Source organism: Janthinobacterium sp. Ant5-2-1 (assembly GCF_001445815.1).
GTDB lineage: Bacteria > Pseudomonadota > Gammaproteobacteria > Burkholderiales > Burkholderiaceae_D > Janthinobacterium > Janthinobacterium lividum_E.
This window is the reverse complement of the sequence record NZ_LNCE01000040.1, coordinates 41239-59585: the sequence shown is the minus strand read 5'-3', so window position 1 is coordinate 59585 and position 18347 is coordinate 41239. Positions and strand designations below refer to the sequence as shown.

Below are 18347 nucleotides of genomic sequence, written 5' to 3'. Positions count from 1 at the left end.
ACGAGTATATTTTCAAACACCAAGTTGCCACAAGGGAAAATTGCCTTTTGCTCTATTCAATTTTTAAATATTGGTAAAAATCCCGCCACCACGGCGGTCCGCCGCCCCATCCTGGTGCACCGATAGCAAAAAACCCGGCAACGCAGGTCGCGTTGCCGGGTTTCAGTCAATGCCCGAGGGGGAAGAACCGCTTACTTGCGTCCGCCTCGTGCCGGCGCCCCATGGCCGCCCTTGGCTGGCGGCTTGCTGCCACGGCCCATCGGCGCGGCGGCCGGCTTGGCCTTGGTCTTGATGGTCGACAAGATCGATGGACGCACCTTCGACTCGGCGGCCGACGCTTTGGGCGCCGCTGCCGTACCGCCCAGAGCGATGCGGTTCTTGCCCGGCGTGACCTTGAACTTGTCCGGCGTGCCGGCACCATGCGTCTGGCGGCTGCGTTCGCCTGCGGCCAGGCCGCCCGATTCCGACGACGTCCAGGCGGGTATCAAATGCTTGTCGCCATTGCCGATCAAGTCGCCACGGCCCATGTTGACCAGCGCTTCGCGCAGGATCGGCCAGTTGGCCGGGTCCTGGTAGCGCAGGAACGCCTTGTGCGTGCGGCGGATCTTGCCGCTACGGGCCGTTTCCACCACTTCCGAATCCGCCGTGACCTTGCGCAAAGGATTCTTGCGCGTGTGGTACATGGTCGTGGCCATGGCCATCGGCGTGGGCATGAAGGTTTGCACCTGGTCGAGCTTGAAGTTGTTCTTCTTCAGCCACAGGGCCAGGTTCAGCATGTCCAGGTCCGTCGTGCCCGGATGGGCGGCGATGAAATACGGAATCAGATACTGCTTCTTGCCCGCTTCCAGCGAGAAACGGTCGAACATTTCCTTGAACTCGTCGTACGCACCGATGCCGGGCTTCATCATCTTCGACAAGGTGCCCTCTTCCGTGTGCTCGGGCGCGATCTTCAGCAAGCCACCCACGTGGTGCGTGACCAGTTCCTTCACGTACTCGGGCGAACGCACGGCCAGATCGTAGCGCAAGCCCGAGCTGATCAAGACTTTCTTGATGCCGGGAATGGCGCGCGCCTTGCGGTACAACGAGATGAGCTTGCTGTGGTCCGTACCCAGGTTGACGCAGATGGACGGGTACACGCACGACAGGCGGCGGCACGAGACTTCGATCTCTTTTTCCTTGCAGGCAAGGCGATACATATTCGCCGTCGGACCGCCCATATCGGAAATGGTGCCTGTAAAACCTTTGGTTTTATCGCGGATATGCTCGATTTCGCGCAAGATCGACGGTTCCGAACGGCTCTGGATGATGCGGCCTTCATGTTCCGTGATCGAGCAGAAGGTGCAGCCGCCGAAGCAGCCGCGCATGATGTTGACGGAAAAGCGGATCATTTCCCAGGCGGGGATATGCGCCTTGCCATAGCTCGGGTGCGGAGCGCGCGCGTAATTCATGTCGTACACGCCATCCATCTCGTCCATGGCCAGCGGCAACGGCGGCGGGTTCAGCCACACGTCGCGTTCGCCGTGCGCCTGCACCATGGCGCGCGCATTGCCGGGATTCGATTCCAGGTGGAACACGCGCGACGCGTGCGCATACATGACGGGGTCATCCTTGACGACGTCATAGGCGGGCAGGCGCACGACCGTCTTGTCGTGCTTTTCCTTGGCCATGGCCAGGCGCTCTTCGCGGCTCATGATGCGGATCGGCTTGATGACTTCGGCCGATTTCGACGCATTTTCCGTGGCGCAGGCAGTCTTGTCTTCCTGCACCATCTCATACGGGCTGTAGTGCGGATCGATCTTGCCGGGCACGTCGACGCGGGTGGAATTGTGCACGCCCCAGTCGTCGCCGGGCAACCAGCCAGACGGCACCATGAAGGCCGTGCCGCGCAAGTTGCGGATATCCTTGATCGATTCGCCGGCGGCCAGGCGGTGGGTCAGGTCGACCAGCGCCCGTTCGGCATTACCGAAGATCAGCAGATCGGCCTTGGAATCGGGCAAGACGGAACGGCGGACCTTGTCCGACCAGTAATCGTAATGGGCGATGCGGCGCAACGATGCTTCGATACTGCCGATGACGATGGGCACGTCGGGATACGCTTCGCGCGCGCGCTGGGCGTACACGGTGACGGCGCGGTCAGGGCGCTTGTTCGGTTCGGCATTGGCCGTATAGGCGTCGTCGGAGCGGATCTTGCGGTCGGCCGTGTACTGGTTGACCATGGAATCCATGTTGCCGGCGGTAATGCCGTAGTACAGACGCGGCTTGCCGAGGATGCGGAACGCTTCGGCCGACAGCCAGTCCGGCTGGCTGATGATGCCAACGCGGTAACCTTGCGCTTCGAGCAGGCGGCCAACGAGGGCCATGCCGAAACTCGGATGGTCGATGTAGGCGTCGCCCGTGACGAGGATGACGTCGCACTGGTCCCAGCCCAGCGCGTCCATCTCGGCACGCGACATCGGCAGGAAAGGCGCCACGGCAGCGCGGGCAGACCGCTTGGGAACGGTCGCAAATAAATTGGTAGGGGAGCTCATAGGGTACGAATTGTACCGGAATTGGCCATTTCCAACCTGACGGCCTGCTTTTTACTGTTGGATTTCAGTACAAAAAACGTTTATTTTTCAATTACTTGGGAGAAAGAAGGCCCGTCCCGGCTGGACAAGGCCCGGCAATTCCCGCAATTTATTCAAATACCCATGTTGGCAAGAATTTCACCAAGTTCCCGCAGCGCCGGCTCCAGTTTCGGATGCTTGACGGCAAACTTGGCCGACAATTCCTGGCTGCGCTCGGCCAGTCCATAGGTGGTCGACTCTTCTTCCTGTTCCTGCGCGGCGCGTTTTTCCATCAGCAACTTGATGTCGACATCGAGTTTTTGCAGCAAACCATGCAGTTCTTCATCGACGGGGCCGCTGGTTTCCAGTGTCGAATGCAGTTGTTGCAACGATTCCTTGAGTTTGCTATCCATGTTTTTTCCTGTCAGTCAGTAAATTGCGTGTCCAGGAACAATTGTTCCACCTTGCTTCTGGCCCACGGGGTCTTGCGCAAAAACTTCAGGCTCGACTTGATGCTGGGATCGCTGATGAAGCAATTGATATCGATGTGCTTGGCCAGGCCGTCCCAGCCGTAGTGGGCTTGCAGGCGCGTCACGATACCTTCCAGGGTAATGCCATTCAAATCTTGCTGACTCATATACTCTTTCGACTGCCTTCTTAATTACATCTTACTCAATTCTACGCCGCCGGCACGGAAAGCTTGCGTGCGCCATGTCAACGCAACGCAAGCTTCTGATGAGGGCGTCTTACTTCGCGTTCAAGCCGCGGCGTTCCAGCAGCGGTTCCACGGTGGCATCGCGGCCGCGGAAGTCGCGGAACAGTTGCAGCGCATCGACGCTGCCGCCGCGCGACAACAATTTGCTGCGGAACCAGTCGCCATTCTTGCGCGTCAGGCCGCCGTTTTCCTTGAACCAGTTGACCGATTCCGCATCCAGTTTTTCCGACCACAGGTAAGCGTAATACGCCGCCGAGTAGCCGCCCGAGAAGCTGTGCGAGAAGTAGCTGGTGCGGTAGCGCGGCGGCACGGGCGCGTAATCGACGCCCGCATCCTTCAGCGACGCCGCTTCAAAAGCCAGCACGTCGGTCGGGATCTGGTTCGGCGCCAGCTGGTGCCAGCGCTGGTCCAGCAACGCTGCCGACAGGTATTCCGTCGTCATGAAACCCTGGTTGAATTTCTTCGCCGCCGTGACCTTGTCGAGCAATTCCTGCGGCATGGCCGCGCCGCTCTGATAGTGCTTGGCGTAGTTTTGCAGCACTTCCGGCCACACGGCCCACATTTCGTTGACTTGCGATGGATACTCGACGAAGTCGCTCGGTACGCTGGTGCCGGCAAAGCGCGGATATTTCACGTTCGAAAACATGCCGTGCAGCGCATGGCCGAATTCGTGGAACATGGTCGTCACTTCGTCGAAGGTCAGCAAGGTAGGCTGGCCGGCCGGCGGCTTTGGAATGTTCAATTGATTGGCCACGACCGGGTGCGTGCCCATCAGCATTGACTGCGACACGTATTCATTCATCCACGCGCCGCCATGCTTGTTGCCGCGCGCATAGAAGTCAGCGATGAACAGGGCCAGCGGCTTGCCGTCGGCGTCGAGCACGTCGTAGACGCGCACGTCCGGGTTGTACACCGGCAGATCTTTACGTTCCTTGAAACTGATGCCGTACAGTTTATTGGCGGCAAAGAAGACACCGTTGTTCAGCACGCTATTCAATTCCAGGTACGGTTTCAGCTCGTTTTCATCGAAATTGAAACGCTGCTTGCGCAGCTTGTCCGTGTAGATGGCCCAGTCGGCCGCTGCCACCTGGAAACCGCCTTTTTCCGCATCGACCACTTGCTGCAGGTCGGCCGCTTCGCGGCGCGCGTTGGCGACGGCCGGTTTCGCCAGTTCCGACAGCAGCGTATTGACGGCCGTCGTCGTCTTGGCCGTCTGGTCTTCCAGCGAATACGCGGCGTAGTTGGCGTAACCGAGCAAGGTGGCCCGTTCAGCGCGCAGTTTCGCCAGCTTCAGCACGATGGCGCGGTTGTCGAACTCGCCGCCCTGGCTGCCCCGGTTCAGCGACGCATCCATCAGGCGCTGGCGTGTCTTACGATCCGTCAATACGGCCAGCGGCGGCTGGCCGCTGGTGTTCACGAGGGCGATGACGAACTTGCCCGTCAAGCCGCGTTCCTTGGCGGCGGCGGCGGCCGTGTCGATATCGCTGTCCGTCATGCCGGCCAGTTCGGCGCGCGTGTCGACGACGATGCTCTTGGCATTCGTTTCCTTCAGCACGTTTTGCGCGAAGGCCGTTTCCAGGCCTGCCTGCTCGGCGTTATAGGCTTTCAATTTTTCCTTGTCCGCATCGGACAGCTTGGCGCCGGCGCGCACGAAGTCCGTGTGGTAGCGCTCCAGCAGGCGCAGGGATTCGGCATCGAGGCCCAGCTTGTCGCGCTTGGCGTACAGGGTGTCGATGCGGGTAAACAATTTCGGATTCAAGGTGATGGCATCGCCATGCGCGGCCAGTTTTGGCGACACGTCCACTTCCACCGCTTCCAGCACGGCATTGGTATTGGTCGAGGTCATGTTGCTGAAGATGCTATTCACGCGGTGCAGCAGCTGCCCCGTGCGCTCGAGCGCCACGATGGTGTTCTCGAACGTGGGCGCCTGGCGATTGTTCGCAATGGCGTTGACTTCAGCCAGCTGGCGTTTCATGCCTTCGGCAAACGCCGGCGCGTAGTGCTCATCCTTGATCAGGCCGAATTGCGGCATCTGGAATGGCAGCGGACTGGCTTTCAGCAGGGGGTTCTGGGCGCTGATGGCAGCGGCGGGCGCGGATTTTGCGGTGGCGGCAGCCATGGCGGACGGAGCGGCGTGGGCCAGCATGACGCTGGCGGCGATGACGAGCAGTTGTGGACGGATCATGACATCTTTCTGAAAGCGCGGGGAAGAGCCGCGATCGCGTCGCGGGCCAGTGGCAGATCATAGCAGCCTGTCACACAGGCGTCATCCAACATGGGCGATCCTGTGGTGCATCACGCCAACTGCGCGGTTTACCACGGCCTGCGTGGCGATTCGCCAAATAAAAATGGCCGCCCATTGCTTGGCGGCCACTGATGTTCATCACCGGCCAGGCCGGTGACGGGTACGAGGATTACTTGCCGTTCAAACCACGGCGTTCCAGCAGCGGCTCGATCTTCGCATCACGACCGCGGAAGTTGCGGTAGATGTCGAGCGCATCGGCGCTGCCGCCGCGCGACAGCAGTTTAGTACGGAACCAGTCGCCGTTCTTGCGCGTCAGGCCGCCGTTTTCCTTGAACCACTCGACCGTGTCGGCATCAAGCTTTTCCGACCACAAATACGCGTAGTAGCCGGCCGAGTAGCCGCCCGCGAACGCATGCGAGAAATACGTGGTGCGGTAGCGCGGCGGCGCCGGGGCGAAATCGACGCCGGCATCCGTCAAGGCGGCTTTTTCAAACGCCAGCACGTCGGTCGGGATTTGCGCCGGGGTCAGCTGGTGCCAGCGCTGGTCCAGCAGGGCCGACGCCAGGTATTCCGTGGTTTTGTAGCCCTGGTTGAAATTGTCGGCCGCCGTCACTTTCGCCAGCAGCTCGGCGGGAATCGCCGCGCCCGTCTGATAATGCTTGGCATAGTTTTGCAGTACTTCCGGCCACAGCGCCCACATTTCATTGACTTGCGACGGGTACTCGACGAAGTCGCGCGGCACGCTGGTGCCGGCAAAGCGCGGGTATTTCACGTTCGAAAACATGCCGTGCAGCGCATGGCCGAATTCGTGGAACATGGTGTTGACTTCGTCAAACGTCATCAGGGTCGGCTGGCCCGCTTCCGGCTTTGGAATGTTCAGGTTATTCGCGATGACGGGTTTGCGGCCCAGCAAGGTCGACTGGCCTACATAGGCATTCGCCCAAGCGCCGCCGCGCTTGTTGCTGCGCGCGTAAGGATCGAGCGTGAAAATCGCCAGCTGCGTGCCGTCTTCATTGAAGACGTCGTAGACCAGCATGTCGGACGTGTAGACGGGCAAGTCGGTGCGCTGCTTGAACGTGAGACCGTACAACTTGCCGGCGGCAAAGAACACGCCCTTGGTCAGCACGCTGTGCATTTCAAAGTACGGTTTCAATTGCGTTTCATCAAAGTTGTAGCGTTCGGCGCGTACCTTGTCGCTATAGAAGGCCCAGTCGGCGGCGCCCACCTTGAAGCCGCCTTTGCCTGCATCGATGACCTTCTGGATATCGTCCGCTTCACGGCGCGCATTGACGACGGCCGGCTTCGCCAGCTCGCCCAGCAGGGCGTTCACGGCGGTGGTGTCGTGCGCCGTCTGGTCTTCCAGCGAATACGCGGCGTAGTTCGGGTAGCCCATCAGCGCGGCACGTTCGGCCCGCAGTTTGGCCAGTTCCAGCACTTCCTGGGTGTTGTCGAACTCGCCGCCACGGCTGCCGCGCGCTTGCGAAGCGGCCATGATGCGTTCGCGCAAGGCGCGGTTGGTCAGCAGCGACAACGGCGCCTGGCCCGTCGTGTTGACGAGGGCAATCACGTATTTGCCGTCCAGGCCGCGCTTCTTGGCCAGGCCGGCGGCCACTTCGATGGCGGCAGGCGACAGGCCATCCAGTTCTTCGCGCGTATCGACGACGACGGCCGACGCGTTCAATTCCTTCAGCACATTTTGTGCGAACTTGGTCGACAGGGCAGCGAGCTGGCCGTTGTAGGCGCGCAGCTTTTCCTTGTCCGCCGCCGACAGCTTGGCGCCGGCGCGCACGAAGTCCGTGTGGTAACGCTCCAGCAAGCGTTTCGATTCGGCATCGAGGCCCAGCTTGTCGCGCTTGGCGTACAGGGTGTCGATGCGCTTGAACAACTTGTCGTTGAGCATGATCGCGTCGCTGTGAGCCGCCATTTTCGGCGCCAGTTCGCGTTCCAGGCCTTGGATCGTGTCATTCGTATTCGAGCCGGACATCACGGAAAACACGGTGCGCACACGGCTCAGCAACTGGCCCGAGCGCTCCATGGCCACGATGGTGTTGTCGAACGTGGCTGGTTTCTTGTTGTTCGCAATCGCACTGATTTCCGCCAGGTTGGCGGCCATGCCTGCCGTAAAGGCGGGCGCGTAGTCCGCGTCCTGCACCTTGTCGAACGGCGGATAGTTGAATGGCAGGCTGCTCGCTTGCGCAAACGGGTTTGAGGCAGGCAGCGTTGCCGCCGCGGTAGCGATAGTGGCAGGCGCCGCGGTGGCGGCAAAAGCGGCGGCGGCTGGCGCCAGCATCAGGCTGGCGGCGATGACGAGCATTGTTGGACGGGTCATGTCTTCTTTCAAGAAACGCAAGAGAGCCGCGATTGTGTCGCGGGCCAGCCTGAAATAATAACAGCCTGAAACACTTGCGTCACCAGCAACTACCGATGGTAGCGCGCCCGCCAGTGATGAACGGTTTTCATGTGTCCCGCATCACGATGCCGATTTAGTAATGTGGCGGACGCTCGTTGACCAGCCCGCCATTTGCCTGCTGTGCCCCGTCGCGCACATGTTCGCCCAGCTTGTGCAGCATCGCTTCCAACTGGTCGATGCGCTTGCCCTGCTGGTACACCATCTGGTTCAGCGATTCGACCAGGTCTTCCTGCTGCGCCAGCTTGATTTCGATGTCGACGAAACGTATTTCCATCTGTTCTGCATTGTCCATGGTGCTCTCGGTGGTTCCTGACTGAAAGCGGCATTCTACCGCCGCAGCGGCGTGAGCCAGGACAAACCTCGTCCATTCTCATCGGTCAGGCGGTCATTTCTGCCTATTCTTCCCTTATGACTGAATCAAACTGCTTGACGAATGAGAACAAACGATTACAATGGACGTATCCACTTTGCCTGACCTGATCGACACGCGCAAGACGGCTGAATACCGCCGCTGGGAAGACTCCCTGCACGACGTGGCTGCCGCCGCCATTGATGCGCGCATCAAGCATTTGCAGCACGGTAAAAAGGGCGACTGGCGGCCCGTGGGCGAAGGCGTGTGCGAGCTGCGTTTTTTACAGACGGGACCGGGCTGGCGCGTGTATTTTCACGAGACCAACCTGGGCACCCTGATCTTGCTGCTGCTCGGTGGCGACAAGTCGAGCCAGCGGCGCGACATCAAGCACGCGCAAGCGATACTGAAAACATTGAAAGCCCAACAGGCGGCCATCCGGAAGCAAAAAGCGGCAGCCAGCCCATCGACAGGAGCACGAAAGACATGAATCAAGACATCCATGGCGATACCTTCGACCTCGACGACCTCGACGCGCTGGGATTGAGCAAATTTGATCCCACACAACACCTGACCAGCAAAGCCGCCGTGGCCGCCTACATGAGCGAAATCGTCGCCACCGGCAACGCCGAACTGTTCCAGTCCGCCATGAACGACGTGGTGCGCGCCCACGGCATGGGCAAGGTGGCGGCCCGGGCCGACATCACGCGTGAAGGCGCGTATAAAGCCTTGCGCGAAGGCAGTAAACCGCGCTTTGAAACCATTTTAAAGATGCTCGATGCGCTGGGCATGCAGCTGGCCATCGTGCCGAAAACCGCGCCCGACGGCACTGTGGAAGCGTAAACGCCGCTTAGCCCTTCGGCGCGGCCAGCAAGGCCTTCATGCGCGCCAGGCGTTCTTTCGGCGAAATGACTTCCGCCTCCGTCGGCACGGCATCGCCCACGTCGAGTTGCATTTCCTTGATGAAGCGCGACGGGTCGCAATGGACTTGCTCGCCGGCCCGTTTGCGCTTCTTGCACCACGTGATGTGCAAGGTGCGCTGCGCCCGCGTGATGCCCACGTACATCAGCCGCCGCTCTTCCTGGATGCGCGCGGCGATGGTTTCGGCCGGCGCGTCAGGGTCGCCCTTGTGCGGCAAGATCCCCTCTTCCACGCCCACCAGAAACACGTGCGGAAACTCGAGCCCTTTCGACGCGTGCAGGGTGGACATGCGCACGGCGTCCTGCTCCTCGTCCTTGCCCTCGAGCATGGTCATCAAGGCCACCATCTGCGTCAATTCCAGCACGTTCTTTTCTTCGCCGTCACGGTCCTTGCCGCCCCGGCCCCGTTCCTTGAGCCAGTTGACGAATTCCAGCACGTTCTGCCACTTGCTTTGCGCTTGGCGTTCCTCGAAAGCATCGTACAGATACGATTCGTAGTGGATTTCCTTCATCATGTCATCGAGCACTTCGGCCGCGTTGTCGCCGCTGCCGGCCGCGCCGGGACGGCTGGCGCGCGATTCGAGGTCGTTGATGAAGTTGCAGAAGTCGCGCAGCGGCCCCAGTTGGCGGTCCGTCAGCTTGGCCTCGATGCCGCCTTTAAAAACGGCCTGGAACAGCGAGCACTGCCACTGCCCCGAGAACGCACCGAGCACCTCCAGCGTCGACTGGCCCACGCCACGGCGCGGCGTCGTCACGGCGCGAATGAAGGCCGGGTCATCGTCTTCATTCGCCAGCAAACGCAGATAACTGATGATGTCCTTGATCTCGGCCTTGTCGAAGAAACTCTGGCCGCCCGAAATCGTGTACGGGATGCGCTCCTTGCGCAGGCACTGCTCGATGATGCGCGCCTGGTGGTTGCCCCGGTACAAAATCGCGTAATCGGAAAATTTGTTCTTGCGTTCAAAATGGTCGGCCGAGATCATGATGGCGACCTGCTCCGCCTCCTGCTCGTCCGTCTGCATGCCCAGCACCTTGATCGGCTCGCCCAGGCCGTGCTCCGACCACAGCGACTTTTCAAACAGTTTCGGGTTATTGCCGATGACGGCATTGGCCGCGTTCAGCACGCGCATGGTGGAACGGTAATTCTGCTCCAGCTTGATCACGCGCAGATCGGGGAAATCCGTTTCCAGGGTTTTCAGATTTTCCACGGTGGCGCCGCGCCACGCGTAAATCGCCTGGTCGTCGTCGCCCACGGCCGTAAACATCGGCTTCTTGCCGATGCCCGTCACCATCAGTTTCACCAGTTCGTACTGGCAGGTGTTCGTATCCTGGTATTCATCGACGAGCAGATAGCGCAGGCGGCGCTGCCACTTGTCGCGCACGGGCCCGTTGTTGCGGAACAGTTCCACGGGCAGGCGGATCAGATCGTCGAAATCGACGGCCTGGTAGGCGGACAGGGTGGCCACATAGCTGCGGTAGATGCGCGCCGCATTCGCTTCGTCCTCATCCTTGGCTTGCGCCAGGGCCATGTCCGGATCGATCAGGCCATTTTTCCACAGGGACATGGCATTCTGGATGCCGCGTATGACCTGTTTATCGGTGGTAATGGCAAGATCTTGCACGAGGGAAAAACAGTCGTCGCTGTCCATGATGGAAAAGCGGTCCTTCAAGCCCACGCCATTGGCTTCCTGGCGCAGGATTTTCACACCCAGCGAGTGGAAGGTCGACACAGTCAACTGCTTGGCCTGGCGCGGCTGTTTCAACAGCTTGGCGATGCGTTCCTGCATTTCCAGCGCCGCCTTGTTGGTGAAGGTCAGCGCGGCGATGGTGCGCGGGTCATAGCCCCGGTCTTCGATCAGATGGGCGATCTTTTGCGTGATCACGCGCGTCTTGCCCGAACCGGCGCCCGCCAGCACGAGGCAAGGGCCGTCGAGGTAGGTAACCGCTTCGCTTTGGGGCGCATTCAGACCGAACTGTGGTGCTTTGGACATCAGGGTATTTCCGCAGGGAACAGCAGCCCATTGTAACAGCGTCGCGCAGGCTATTTGCATGGCGGACCCTGCCCGAAAAACAGGCAATGGCATTGATATATCGCCATGTGACGCCATCTTGGCCGATTCAATGCGTGCGGCGATGCCACGCCTGGAGTACCATTCCGCCTATATCGCCCGTGCGCGCCCACTTACCGAATGGCAGTCCCATGAAATTTGAACACCTGATTGAAATCAACGATCCCTTGAACCCGCTGATCGACACCTTGACCCTGGAACAAGTCTGGCGCGGCCTGGTCTTGCGCGCCGAGTCGCCGAAGCTGTTCGTGCCGCACCTCGACGAATGCCAGATCAGCGAGCGCAGCGATGCCGGTTTCGCGCGCAGCCTGCGCTATGGCGAGCTGGTCATCAACGACAAGGTGGTGCTGATACCGCAACTGCAGGTGCGCTACGAAGTGCCGGCGCAACAGGATATCAGCGCGTCCTCGCTGGTGATGACCATCGAAATGCCCGATGAAGTGAGCATGTGGGTGCGCTTCCAGTACGACGACGGCCACGACGCAGCCACCGACGCGGCCAACGCCCTGTACGACGACTTCCGCCGCTCGGCCTACAAGGAGTCCGACATCGACACCGTGCGCATCATGCGCGAACTGGCGCTCGAAGGACGGCTCGATGCGGGCTTGCTGAACTAAATCAAATTCGCGCGCTGCGGCCCCACAACTGATCGGGGCGAAACTGCAGTCCCGCCTGCTCGGCGCTCAGCACTTCGCGAATCGCATGCAAGTCCACGCGCGTATCGCGCCGCAGCGGCACGTCCAGGCGCGCGCCGCGGGGGCCTACCAGCGACTGCACATGGGGCGTGGTGGCATTCAGCCCCTTGCGCGTGACGACGCCGACCTCCCCATTCAACAGTTTGACGAAGGTGCCGACCGGGTAGATGCCCAGTTCGCGCACCAGCAGGGACGCCAGCGGCGCATCCAGGGTAGCCTTGTCGGCCATCAGCATTTCACGCAGGGCCACGTTCGGCAGCAAGGGCTGGCGGTAGCTGCGCTTCGACACGCGCGCGCAATAGCGGTCGGCCAGCATGATCAGGCGCGCGCCGATGCCGATCGCCTCGCCTTGCGTACCCAGCGGATAGCCGCTGCCATCGATATTTTCATGGTGCTGCAGCACGGCCTGCAACCAGACGGCGTCCGTCACGCCCGCCGCGCGCAGCAAGTCGACACCCGCTTGCGGATGGGCCCGCAAATATGCCCGTTCCTGCGCGTCCAGCGGGCCCGCCTTGTGCTGGAAATGGGCGTGGCGTTCCAGCATGCCCACATTCATGCTCAGCGCGGCCAGCACCACGCTGCGGATCACGCCGTCATCGAGTTTCAGGGCGCGCGCCAGCAGGGCCGTGATGACGGCCGTGTCGACGCTGTGGCGCACGGCAAAGTCGCCCGCGCCCTGGTTGTGCAAAATGCAGGCCAGCGCCACGTCGGCGTCCAGAACAACGGCCTCTTCCACCAACTGCGCCAGCGGCGCGAGGAATGCATGGCTGCCCGCCTGCCCGGCGGCAATGGCCGGCAAGACGAGGGCCAGTCCGGCCGTGACAAGGTTCAGCATGCGCAGCGCCGATGGCGCTTCCGTGGCCGTGCGCGGCACGTCGGCACTGGTATCGGCGATGACGCCGCGCGCGAGCAGCAATGCGATCTGGTTCTCGCTGCTGATGACATGGCCCAGCCTGGCCAGCAAGCTGCCCGTCTCGCCATGCACGTCCCAAGGCAGGGCCACGCCCAGGGCGAGTTCTCCCGCGTAAATGCGCCGAATTTTCACATCGTCTCCGTGTCATCGCCAGCCGCCGCCCTTTTTACCATTGCGGCATGGGCGGCATGTGCCAATTGAAATGTTTTTTGCCTTTAATCAATATTTCAATGTGCCAGCGATGATCGCGCAATCATGTGAGCTTGTCTACAAAATTATGTAAATCATAAAGTTGCCTTCAAGGTCCCGGTGTGCAATCGGCGCAGCCGGACGCATGTTCCGGGTCTTTTTCCAGGTGCAGCGCCAGTTCGCGCAAGGCCGTACGCACGCCTTCCTCGATGACGGGGTGGTAAAACGGCATGTCGAGCATGGCCGGCACCGTCAACTGGGCCTGGCACGCCCAGGCCAGCAAATGGCCCAGGTGTTCCGCCCGTGGGCCGATCAGCTCGGCGCCGAGAAAACGCTTGCTGCCGAACTCCGCATACACGCGCAGCAAGCCCTGGTTTTGCAGCATCACGCGGCTGCGGCCCTGGTTGCCGAACGACACGGCGCCGACGGCAAAGCGGCCCGCGTGGCTCACGCACAATTGCTGGTACGTGGCGCCCAGGGTGGCGATCTGCGGCTCCGTGAAGGCAATCGTCAACGGCGTGCGGCGCAAGCCCGGCTTCACATTGGGAAAGTGCGCCGCGTTGTCGCCCGCGATGCGACCCTCGTCGGCCGCTTCGGGCAGCAGCGGTAGTTCGTTGTCGGCATCGCCGGCGATGAAGATGGCGCTCTTGCCGCATTGCATGGTGTGCGGGTCATGCAGGGGAACGCCATGGCGGTCGAGCTCGATTTGCGCCGTTTCCAGGCCGATCTTGTCCACGTTCGGTGCGCGGCCGATGGCGGCCAGCACATACTCGAACTGCTCGCTTTTTTCCACGCCGGCGTCATCGCTACTGGTCAGCAGGATGCCGCTGCCATCGACGGTTTTTTCCATGCGCGCGACCTTGGTCATGAAACGGATATCGAGTTCGCGCGCCAGCACGGCGTCCGCCTCGCGCAGCACCAGCGGGTCCGTCAGCTGCGCGACTTTATTGCCGCGCGCAAACAGGGTCACGCGCACGCCCAAGCGGGCCAGCGCCTGGCCCAGTTCCAGACCGATGACGCCGCTGCCAACCACGGCCACCGAGCTGGGCAAATCCGTCCACTCGAACACGGCGTCGCTGGTGATGAGGCGCTCGCCCGCCGCTTGCCACTCGGGCGGCACGATGGGCGTGGAGCCGGTGGCGATGACTACGCTGGTGGCTTCGACGATCGTATGCTCATCCACCTGCAGCTTGCCTGGTCCGATGAAGCGCGCATGGCCGTGCAGTTTCTCTTCGTCGGGGATGGCGTTGACGCCGTCGAGCACGAAGCCGACAAAGCGGTCGCGCTCGCTGCGCACCCTGGCCATCACTTGCCGGCCATCGATGCGCACGGGCCCCGGATGCACGCCGAAACCGGGCGCGGCGGCCACGGCATGGGCCGCCTCGGCCGCTGCGATCAGGAGTTTGCTGGGCATGCAGCCCACCCTGGCGCAGGTCGTGCCGTACGGCCCGCTTTCGATCATCAGCACGCGCTTGCCCTGCATGCGCGCCGCCCTGTGCGCCGTCATGCCGGCCGTACCGCTGCCGATCACGGCCACATCCACTTGTATCGTCTTCATGGTGCTATCCATCTCATTGAGGTTGCTCACAGCGTTCGATACTACCCGTTTGCCAAAAATAAGGTTTTACTTTGCAGCAATATATGCATTAGTATAACTAATCATTTTCAAAATTTATAAGCTGAGCTAATGGGATCACTTGATTATCGCGCGCTGGCCGTGCTGGACGCCGTGGCCAGCCATGGCAGTTTCGACAAGGCCGCCCTGGCGCTGGGCATCACCCAGTCGGCCGTCTCTCAGCGCATCAAGGCGCTGGAAGACGCCAGCGGGCGATTGCTGATCATCCGTGGCCAGCCAGCCGTGCCGACGGGCCTGGGCCAGCGCCTGATCGTGCATCACCGCAACGTCAAGCTGATGGAAGCGTCGCTCGACATCGACCTGGGCAACAGCGTCAGCATGCCGGAAATCGCCATCGCCATCGATGCCGACAGCCTGGCCACGTGGTTCCCCGACACCTTGCCCGCCCTGCTGGCGCCGCCGCGCTGCCAGCTCGACGTGCGCCTGGCCGACAGCGACAGCGCCTTGCAGATGGTGCGCGACGGCTCCGTGTTTGGCTGCGTGGCAGCCGAGTCCGGCACGGCCATCGACGCGGCGGCCGCCACCAGCGTCACGCCGCTGGGCACCCTGCCCTATGTCTGCGTGGCAACACCCGTGTTTGCCGGCCACTGGTTCGGCGATGGTTTTATTGCCGAGGCGGTGCAACTGGCGCCCGCCGTCGTGGGCCAGCACAGTTTGCTGGCGCGTTTCCTCGCTGAACAATTGAGCATGCGCGAACCGTTTCCGCACCATACTTTACCGGTGGAAGCGGCGCGCCGCGGCTGCGTCCAGGATGGCCTGGCCTACGGCCTGATGCCGCAGCGCTTGGCAGCGCCAGCGCTGGCGACGGAAAGACTGGTCGATCTGATGCCCGGCAACACCCTGGACGTGCCGCTGAGCTGGCACGCCTGGACCCTGGACACGCCGTTTACCAAGCTGCTGTCCGAGCAGATCGTCAAGTCGGCGCGCGATTACCTGCAGTAATTCAAATATCCAGCGGGTCCACTTCCAGCGACCATTTCACGCGCGTCTTCATGGCGCGCAATTCAGTGAGCCACTCCTTCAGGAACGCCTGCAGCGCGGGCCGCGAGCTCGATTCCAGCAGCAACTGGGCGCGGTCCACGTTGTAGACGCGCGTCATGCTCATGGGAATCGGGTCATTGATGGTCACCTGCGGGTGTTCCATGCATTCTTTCGCCGCCTGCAGGAATTCGATGGCTGTGGCCAGCTCGGGCGCTTCGGCGCGCAGCAGGGCCTGGAACAGGTACGGCGGCAGCGCCGCTTGCGCCCGCTCCTCCAGCAAGGTCGTGGCGAAGTGGTCGTAATCGTGATTGACGACGGCGTCGTACAGCGGATGGCGCGCATAGCGCGTCTGGATCAGCACTTCACTGACGCTGCCACCTTCCGTCTGCGCGGCTCGCCCGGCGCGGCCCGCCACCTGCATCAATTGCGCGAACAGCCGTTCGCTGGCCCGGTAATCCTGCGAAAACAGGGCTGTATCCGGATTCAAAATGCCGACCAGGGTCAGCTTTTTGAAATCGTGGCCCTTGGCCACCATCTGCGTGCCGATCAGAATATCCACTTCGCCCCGGTGCACGGTGTCGAACGCCTCCTGCGCGCTGCCCTTCTTGCGCGTGGAATCGGCGTCGATGCGCAAGATGCGCGCCTCGGGAAACAATTGCTGCAAGCCCTCTTCCACCCTTTGCGTACCGCGGCCCAGCGGCTGCAAGTCGACGTTGCCGCACGTGGGGCAATGGCGGGGAATGCGCAACTCCAGGCTGCAATGGTGGCAGCGCAAGCGATGTTCGGGCTTGTGCAGCACCATGAACGAGGTGCAACGCGTGCAATTGCTGATCCAGCCGCACGATTCGCAGCAGATGACGGGCGAATAGCCGCGCCGGTTCAGGAACAGCAGCGACTGCTCCCCCCGCTCCATGCGCAGTTTTAGTGCGGCTACCAGATGCGAAGTCAGGCCATCTTTCGGCTTGTCGCGCTCCATGTCCAAAATCTTGACGCGCGGCAACGCCGCATTCTTGACGGCCCGCTCGCGCAATTCCAGCTTGCGGTAGCGCCCCGTCTGTGCGTGGTGCCAGCTTTCCAGCGATGGCGTGGCCGAACCGAGCACGATGGGAATCTGTAATTGCCAGGCGCGCCACACGGCCAGGTCGCGCGCGGAGTAGCGCAAGCCTTCCTGCTGCTTGTAGGATGGGTCGTGTTCCTCGTCGATGACGATCAGTTTGAGCTTCGGCAAGGACGCCAGGATGGCCAGTCGCGTGCCAAGCACGATGCGCGCCTGGCCCTGGTGGGCAGCCAGCCAGTGCAGCATGCGCTCGCCTTCGGACAGGCTGCTGTGCAAGGTGGCCAGCATGACGCCGGGAAATCGCGCGCGGATATTGCCTTCCAACTGGGGCGTGAGGTTGATTTCCGGCACTAGAATCAGGATTTGCGCATCGTCCTCGCGCGCCAGCACCTGGGCGCAGGCTTGCAGATACACTTCCGTCTTGCCGCTGCCCGTCACCCCGTACAGCAAGGTGGGCTTGAAACCCTGGGCGCCGCCGATAGTGTCTGCCGCTTCTTGCTGGGCGGCATTCAGGGCCGGCATGTTCAGCGGCGTGCCGTCGTGCGCATCGGCCAGCTTGGCCAGCTTCTTGATGGCGCGGTCCAGCGCCACCGTGGTGAGCACGCGCAAATTCTTCGGCAGACCCGGCAGGGCCACTTCACCGAGCGGGCGCTGGTAGTAATCGGCGGCAAAAGCGGCCAGCGCCAGCCACTGTTCCGACAGCGGCGCCAGCTGGCTGCGCACGGCCAGCACGTCCTTCAATTTCGCGGCGGGCACGTCGGTGCTGTCGGACACGCCGACGATCAGCCCCATCACTTCGCGCCGGCCGAACGGCACCAGCGCCAGCTGCCCCACTTGCGGCAGCGGTGCGGCGGCGTCCGCACCGGCATCGGCCGCCGCGTTCCAGCGGTAGTCGAACAGGGCGTTCAAGGGCGTGTCGAGCGCGATTTTCAGGATGCACGACGTCAAAATGCACTGCGACATGGGGGGTGGGCCTATCTCAATAAAAAAGCGCGCCGCCAGATCGATGGCGCGCGGAATGTCAGGCATCAAGCCAGCGGGCCATGATACTTGTTTCGTCCATCAAACGCCTAACGGCGAACAGGGCAGCATGTCATCGTGCCTGAAGAAAATTCTGTGGATAACTTTGTGGACAAAGCAAAATTAACTTTCAGAAAAATGTGGACAGAAAATTTCGATCGCCGTCAAGAGCGGCACGCAATAAAAATTAATCTTTTAAAATCAATGACTTAAAAATTGACGCCCGGGAGGCTGGAAATCCGCAGGGCATTCCCGCCGCTGTGCATAACTGAACCATTTGTAATGTATTTATACAGAAATCAGCACCATTTTGAGGCGTCCGAACGGGAAAAACGGGAGCGGCATGCGGCAAAGTTGACAATTGCCGGGCAAGCGTTCGTTTTTATCTGCCGGCCGGCGAAACATTGTTCAATTATCATGCAGTGCAACATACACTTCACGTGAAACCTGAACATCGGCGCTAAGTATCGGTTAACAAAATACTTTTCAATTTTATCCACAGAATCTGTTGATAACTTTGTGGACAATGAAGGAATAAGGAAGGCGAACGAAAGAATAACCTTATCAATAGCAACAAAGTCCGCCGATCAATGGATTTTTTA

At 61.3% G+C, this 18347-nt stretch carries 14 protein-coding genes; 4 read left to right on the top strand and 10 right to left on the bottom strand.

What is annotated here, in order from left to right; all coding sequences use genetic code 11:
- Positions 1 to 191 precede the first annotated feature (191 nt).
- The 6 genes from ASN89_RS14045 to ASN89_RS14020 form a co-directional block, all read right to left on the bottom strand.
- Complete coding sequence (locus ASN89_RS14045) at positions 192 to 2453, bottom strand: YgiQ family radical SAM protein (RefSeq protein ID WP_058049697.1); 2262 nt, start codon at positions 2451 to 2453, stop codon at positions 192 to 194.
- Between the two features lie 227 nt (positions 2454 to 2680).
- On the bottom strand, positions 2681 to 2959 hold the full coding sequence (locus tag ASN89_RS14040) for a DUF4404 family protein (RefSeq protein WP_034753883.1): 279 nt from the start codon (positions 2957 to 2959) through the stop codon (positions 2681 to 2683).
- An 11-nt stretch (positions 2960 to 2970) separates the two neighbouring features.
- Entirely contained in the window at positions 2971 to 3183 is a 213-nt protein-coding gene (locus ASN89_RS14035; RefSeq protein ID WP_034753881.1) for a VF530 family DNA-binding protein, read from the bottom strand.
- A gap of 109 nt (positions 3184 to 3292) precedes the next feature.
- Positions 3293 to 5446 carry a M3 family metallopeptidase gene (locus tag ASN89_RS14030; protein ID WP_058049675.1) on the bottom strand — a complete coding sequence of 718 codons (2154 nt, stop codon included), beginning with the start codon at positions 5444 to 5446 and terminating at the stop codon, positions 3293 to 3295.
- A 229-nt stretch (positions 5447 to 5675) separates the two neighbouring features.
- Entirely contained in the window at positions 5676 to 7835 is a 2160-nt protein-coding gene (locus ASN89_RS14025; RefSeq protein WP_235501969.1) for a M3 family metallopeptidase, read from the bottom strand.
- 154 nt (positions 7836 to 7989) lie between these two features.
- Positions 7990 to 8208, bottom strand: coding sequence for a SlyX family protein (locus ASN89_RS14020; protein ID WP_046683207.1), 219 nt, complete (start codon positions 8206 to 8208; stop codon positions 7990 to 7992).
- A 160-nt stretch (positions 8209 to 8368) separates the two neighbouring features.
- Here ASN89_RS14020 and ASN89_RS14015 point away from each other — a divergent pair, with 160 nt between their 5' ends.
- Together ASN89_RS14015 and ASN89_RS14010 are read left to right on the top strand one after the other, a co-directional pair.
- Positions 8369 to 8755, top strand: coding sequence for a type II toxin-antitoxin system RelE/ParE family toxin (locus ASN89_RS14015; RefSeq protein WP_200899209.1), 387 nt, complete (start codon positions 8369 to 8371; stop codon positions 8753 to 8755).
- The gene (locus tag ASN89_RS14010) at positions 8752 to 9108 is read left to right on the top strand and encodes an addiction module antidote protein (protein ID WP_058049673.1); all 357 of its coding nucleotides are present in this window, start codon (positions 8752 to 8754) and stop codon (positions 9106 to 9108) included. The genes ASN89_RS14015 and ASN89_RS14010 overlap by 4 nt, the downstream gene beginning before the upstream one ends.
- A gap of 7 nt (positions 9109 to 9115) precedes the next feature.
- Here ASN89_RS14010 and ASN89_RS14005 read toward each other — a convergent pair whose 3' ends face one another.
- Complete coding sequence (locus ASN89_RS14005) at positions 9116 to 11176, bottom strand: UvrD-helicase domain-containing protein (protein ID WP_046683205.1); 2061 nt, start codon at positions 11174 to 11176, stop codon at positions 9116 to 9118.
- A gap of 209 nt (positions 11177 to 11385) precedes the next feature.
- Between ASN89_RS14005 and ASN89_RS14000 the strand changes: the two genes are divergently transcribed.
- Complete coding sequence (locus tag ASN89_RS14000; RefSeq protein ID WP_058049672.1) at positions 11386 to 11871, top strand: SRPBCC family protein; 486 nt, start codon at positions 11386 to 11388, stop codon at positions 11869 to 11871.
- Position 11872: 1 nt separating this feature from the next.
- On the opposite strand, the gene ASN89_RS13995 is transcribed toward ASN89_RS14000, so the two are convergent.
- On the bottom strand, positions 11873 to 12994 hold the full coding sequence (locus tag ASN89_RS13995) for an HD-GYP domain-containing protein (protein ID WP_235501968.1): 1122 nt from the start codon (positions 12992 to 12994) through the stop codon (positions 11873 to 11875).
- A gap of 166 nt (positions 12995 to 13160) precedes the next feature.
- Positions 13161 to 14609 (bottom strand): dihydrolipoyl dehydrogenase, encoded by a 1449-nt coding sequence (locus ASN89_RS13990; protein ID WP_058049671.1) that lies wholly within the window; start codon positions 14607 to 14609, stop codon positions 13161 to 13163.
- Positions 14610 to 14738: 129 nt separating this feature from the next.
- Here ASN89_RS13990 and ASN89_RS13985 point away from each other — a divergent pair, with 129 nt between their 5' ends.
- Positions 14739 to 15629, top strand: coding sequence for an ArgP/LysG family DNA-binding transcriptional regulator (locus tag ASN89_RS13985; RefSeq protein ID WP_058049670.1), 891 nt, complete (start codon positions 14739 to 14741; stop codon positions 15627 to 15629).
- A 1-nt stretch (position 15630) separates the two neighbouring features.
- On the opposite strand, the gene ASN89_RS13980 is transcribed toward ASN89_RS13985, so the two are convergent.
- A complete protein-coding gene (locus ASN89_RS13980) occupies positions 15631 to 17688 on the bottom strand; it encodes a primosomal protein N' (RefSeq protein WP_058049669.1) in 2058 nt (685 codons plus the stop codon).
- Positions 17689 to 18347 lie beyond the last annotated feature (659 nt).

What these genes read in the sequence shown, in the direction of transcription:
- ASN89_RS14015 (WP_200899209.1), top strand. Translation starts at nt 8,369, where the DNA reads ATGGACGTATCCACTTTGCCTGACCTGATCGACACGCGCAAGACGGCT.
- ASN89_RS14020 (WP_046683207.1), bottom strand. Translation starts at nt 8,208, where the DNA reads ATGGACAATGCAGAACAGATGGAAATACGTTTCGTCGACATCGAAATC.
- ASN89_RS14030 (WP_058049675.1), bottom strand. Translation starts at nt 5,446, where the DNA reads ATGATCCGTCCACAACTGCTCGTCATCGCCGCCAGCGTCATGCTGGCC.
- ASN89_RS13980 (WP_058049669.1), bottom strand. Translation starts at nt 17,688, where the DNA reads ATGTCGCAGTGCATTTTGACGTCGTGCATCCTGAAAATCGCGCTCGAC.
- ASN89_RS14045 (WP_058049697.1), bottom strand. Translation starts at nt 2,453, where the DNA reads ATGTCGCGTGCCGAGATGGACGCGCTGGGCTGGGACCAGTGCGACGTC.
- ASN89_RS13985 (WP_058049670.1), top strand. Translation starts at nt 14,739, where the DNA reads ATGGGATCACTTGATTATCGCGCGCTGGCCGTGCTGGACGCCGTGGCC.
- ASN89_RS14005 (WP_046683205.1), bottom strand. Translation starts at nt 11,176, where the DNA reads ATGTCCAAAGCACCACAGTTCGGTCTGAATGCGCCCCAAAGCGAAGCG.
- ASN89_RS13990 (WP_058049671.1), bottom strand. Translation starts at nt 14,609, where the DNA reads ATGAAGACGATACAAGTGGATGTGGCCGTGATCGGCAGCGGTACGGCC.
- ASN89_RS14025 (WP_235501969.1), bottom strand. Translation starts at nt 7,835, where the DNA reads ATGACCCGTCCAACAATGCTCGTCATCGCCGCCAGCCTGATGCTGGCG.
- ASN89_RS14035 (WP_034753881.1), bottom strand. Translation starts at nt 3,183, where the DNA reads ATGAGTCAGCAAGATTTGAATGGCATTACCCTGGAAGGTATCGTGACG.
- ASN89_RS14040 (WP_034753883.1), bottom strand. Translation starts at nt 2,959, where the DNA reads ATGGATAGCAAACTCAAGGAATCGTTGCAACAACTGCATTCGACACTG.
- ASN89_RS14010 (WP_058049673.1), top strand. Translation starts at nt 8,752, where the DNA reads ATGAATCAAGACATCCATGGCGATACCTTCGACCTCGACGACCTCGAC.
- ASN89_RS14000 (WP_058049672.1), top strand. Translation starts at nt 11,386, where the DNA reads ATGAAATTTGAACACCTGATTGAAATCAACGATCCCTTGAACCCGCTG.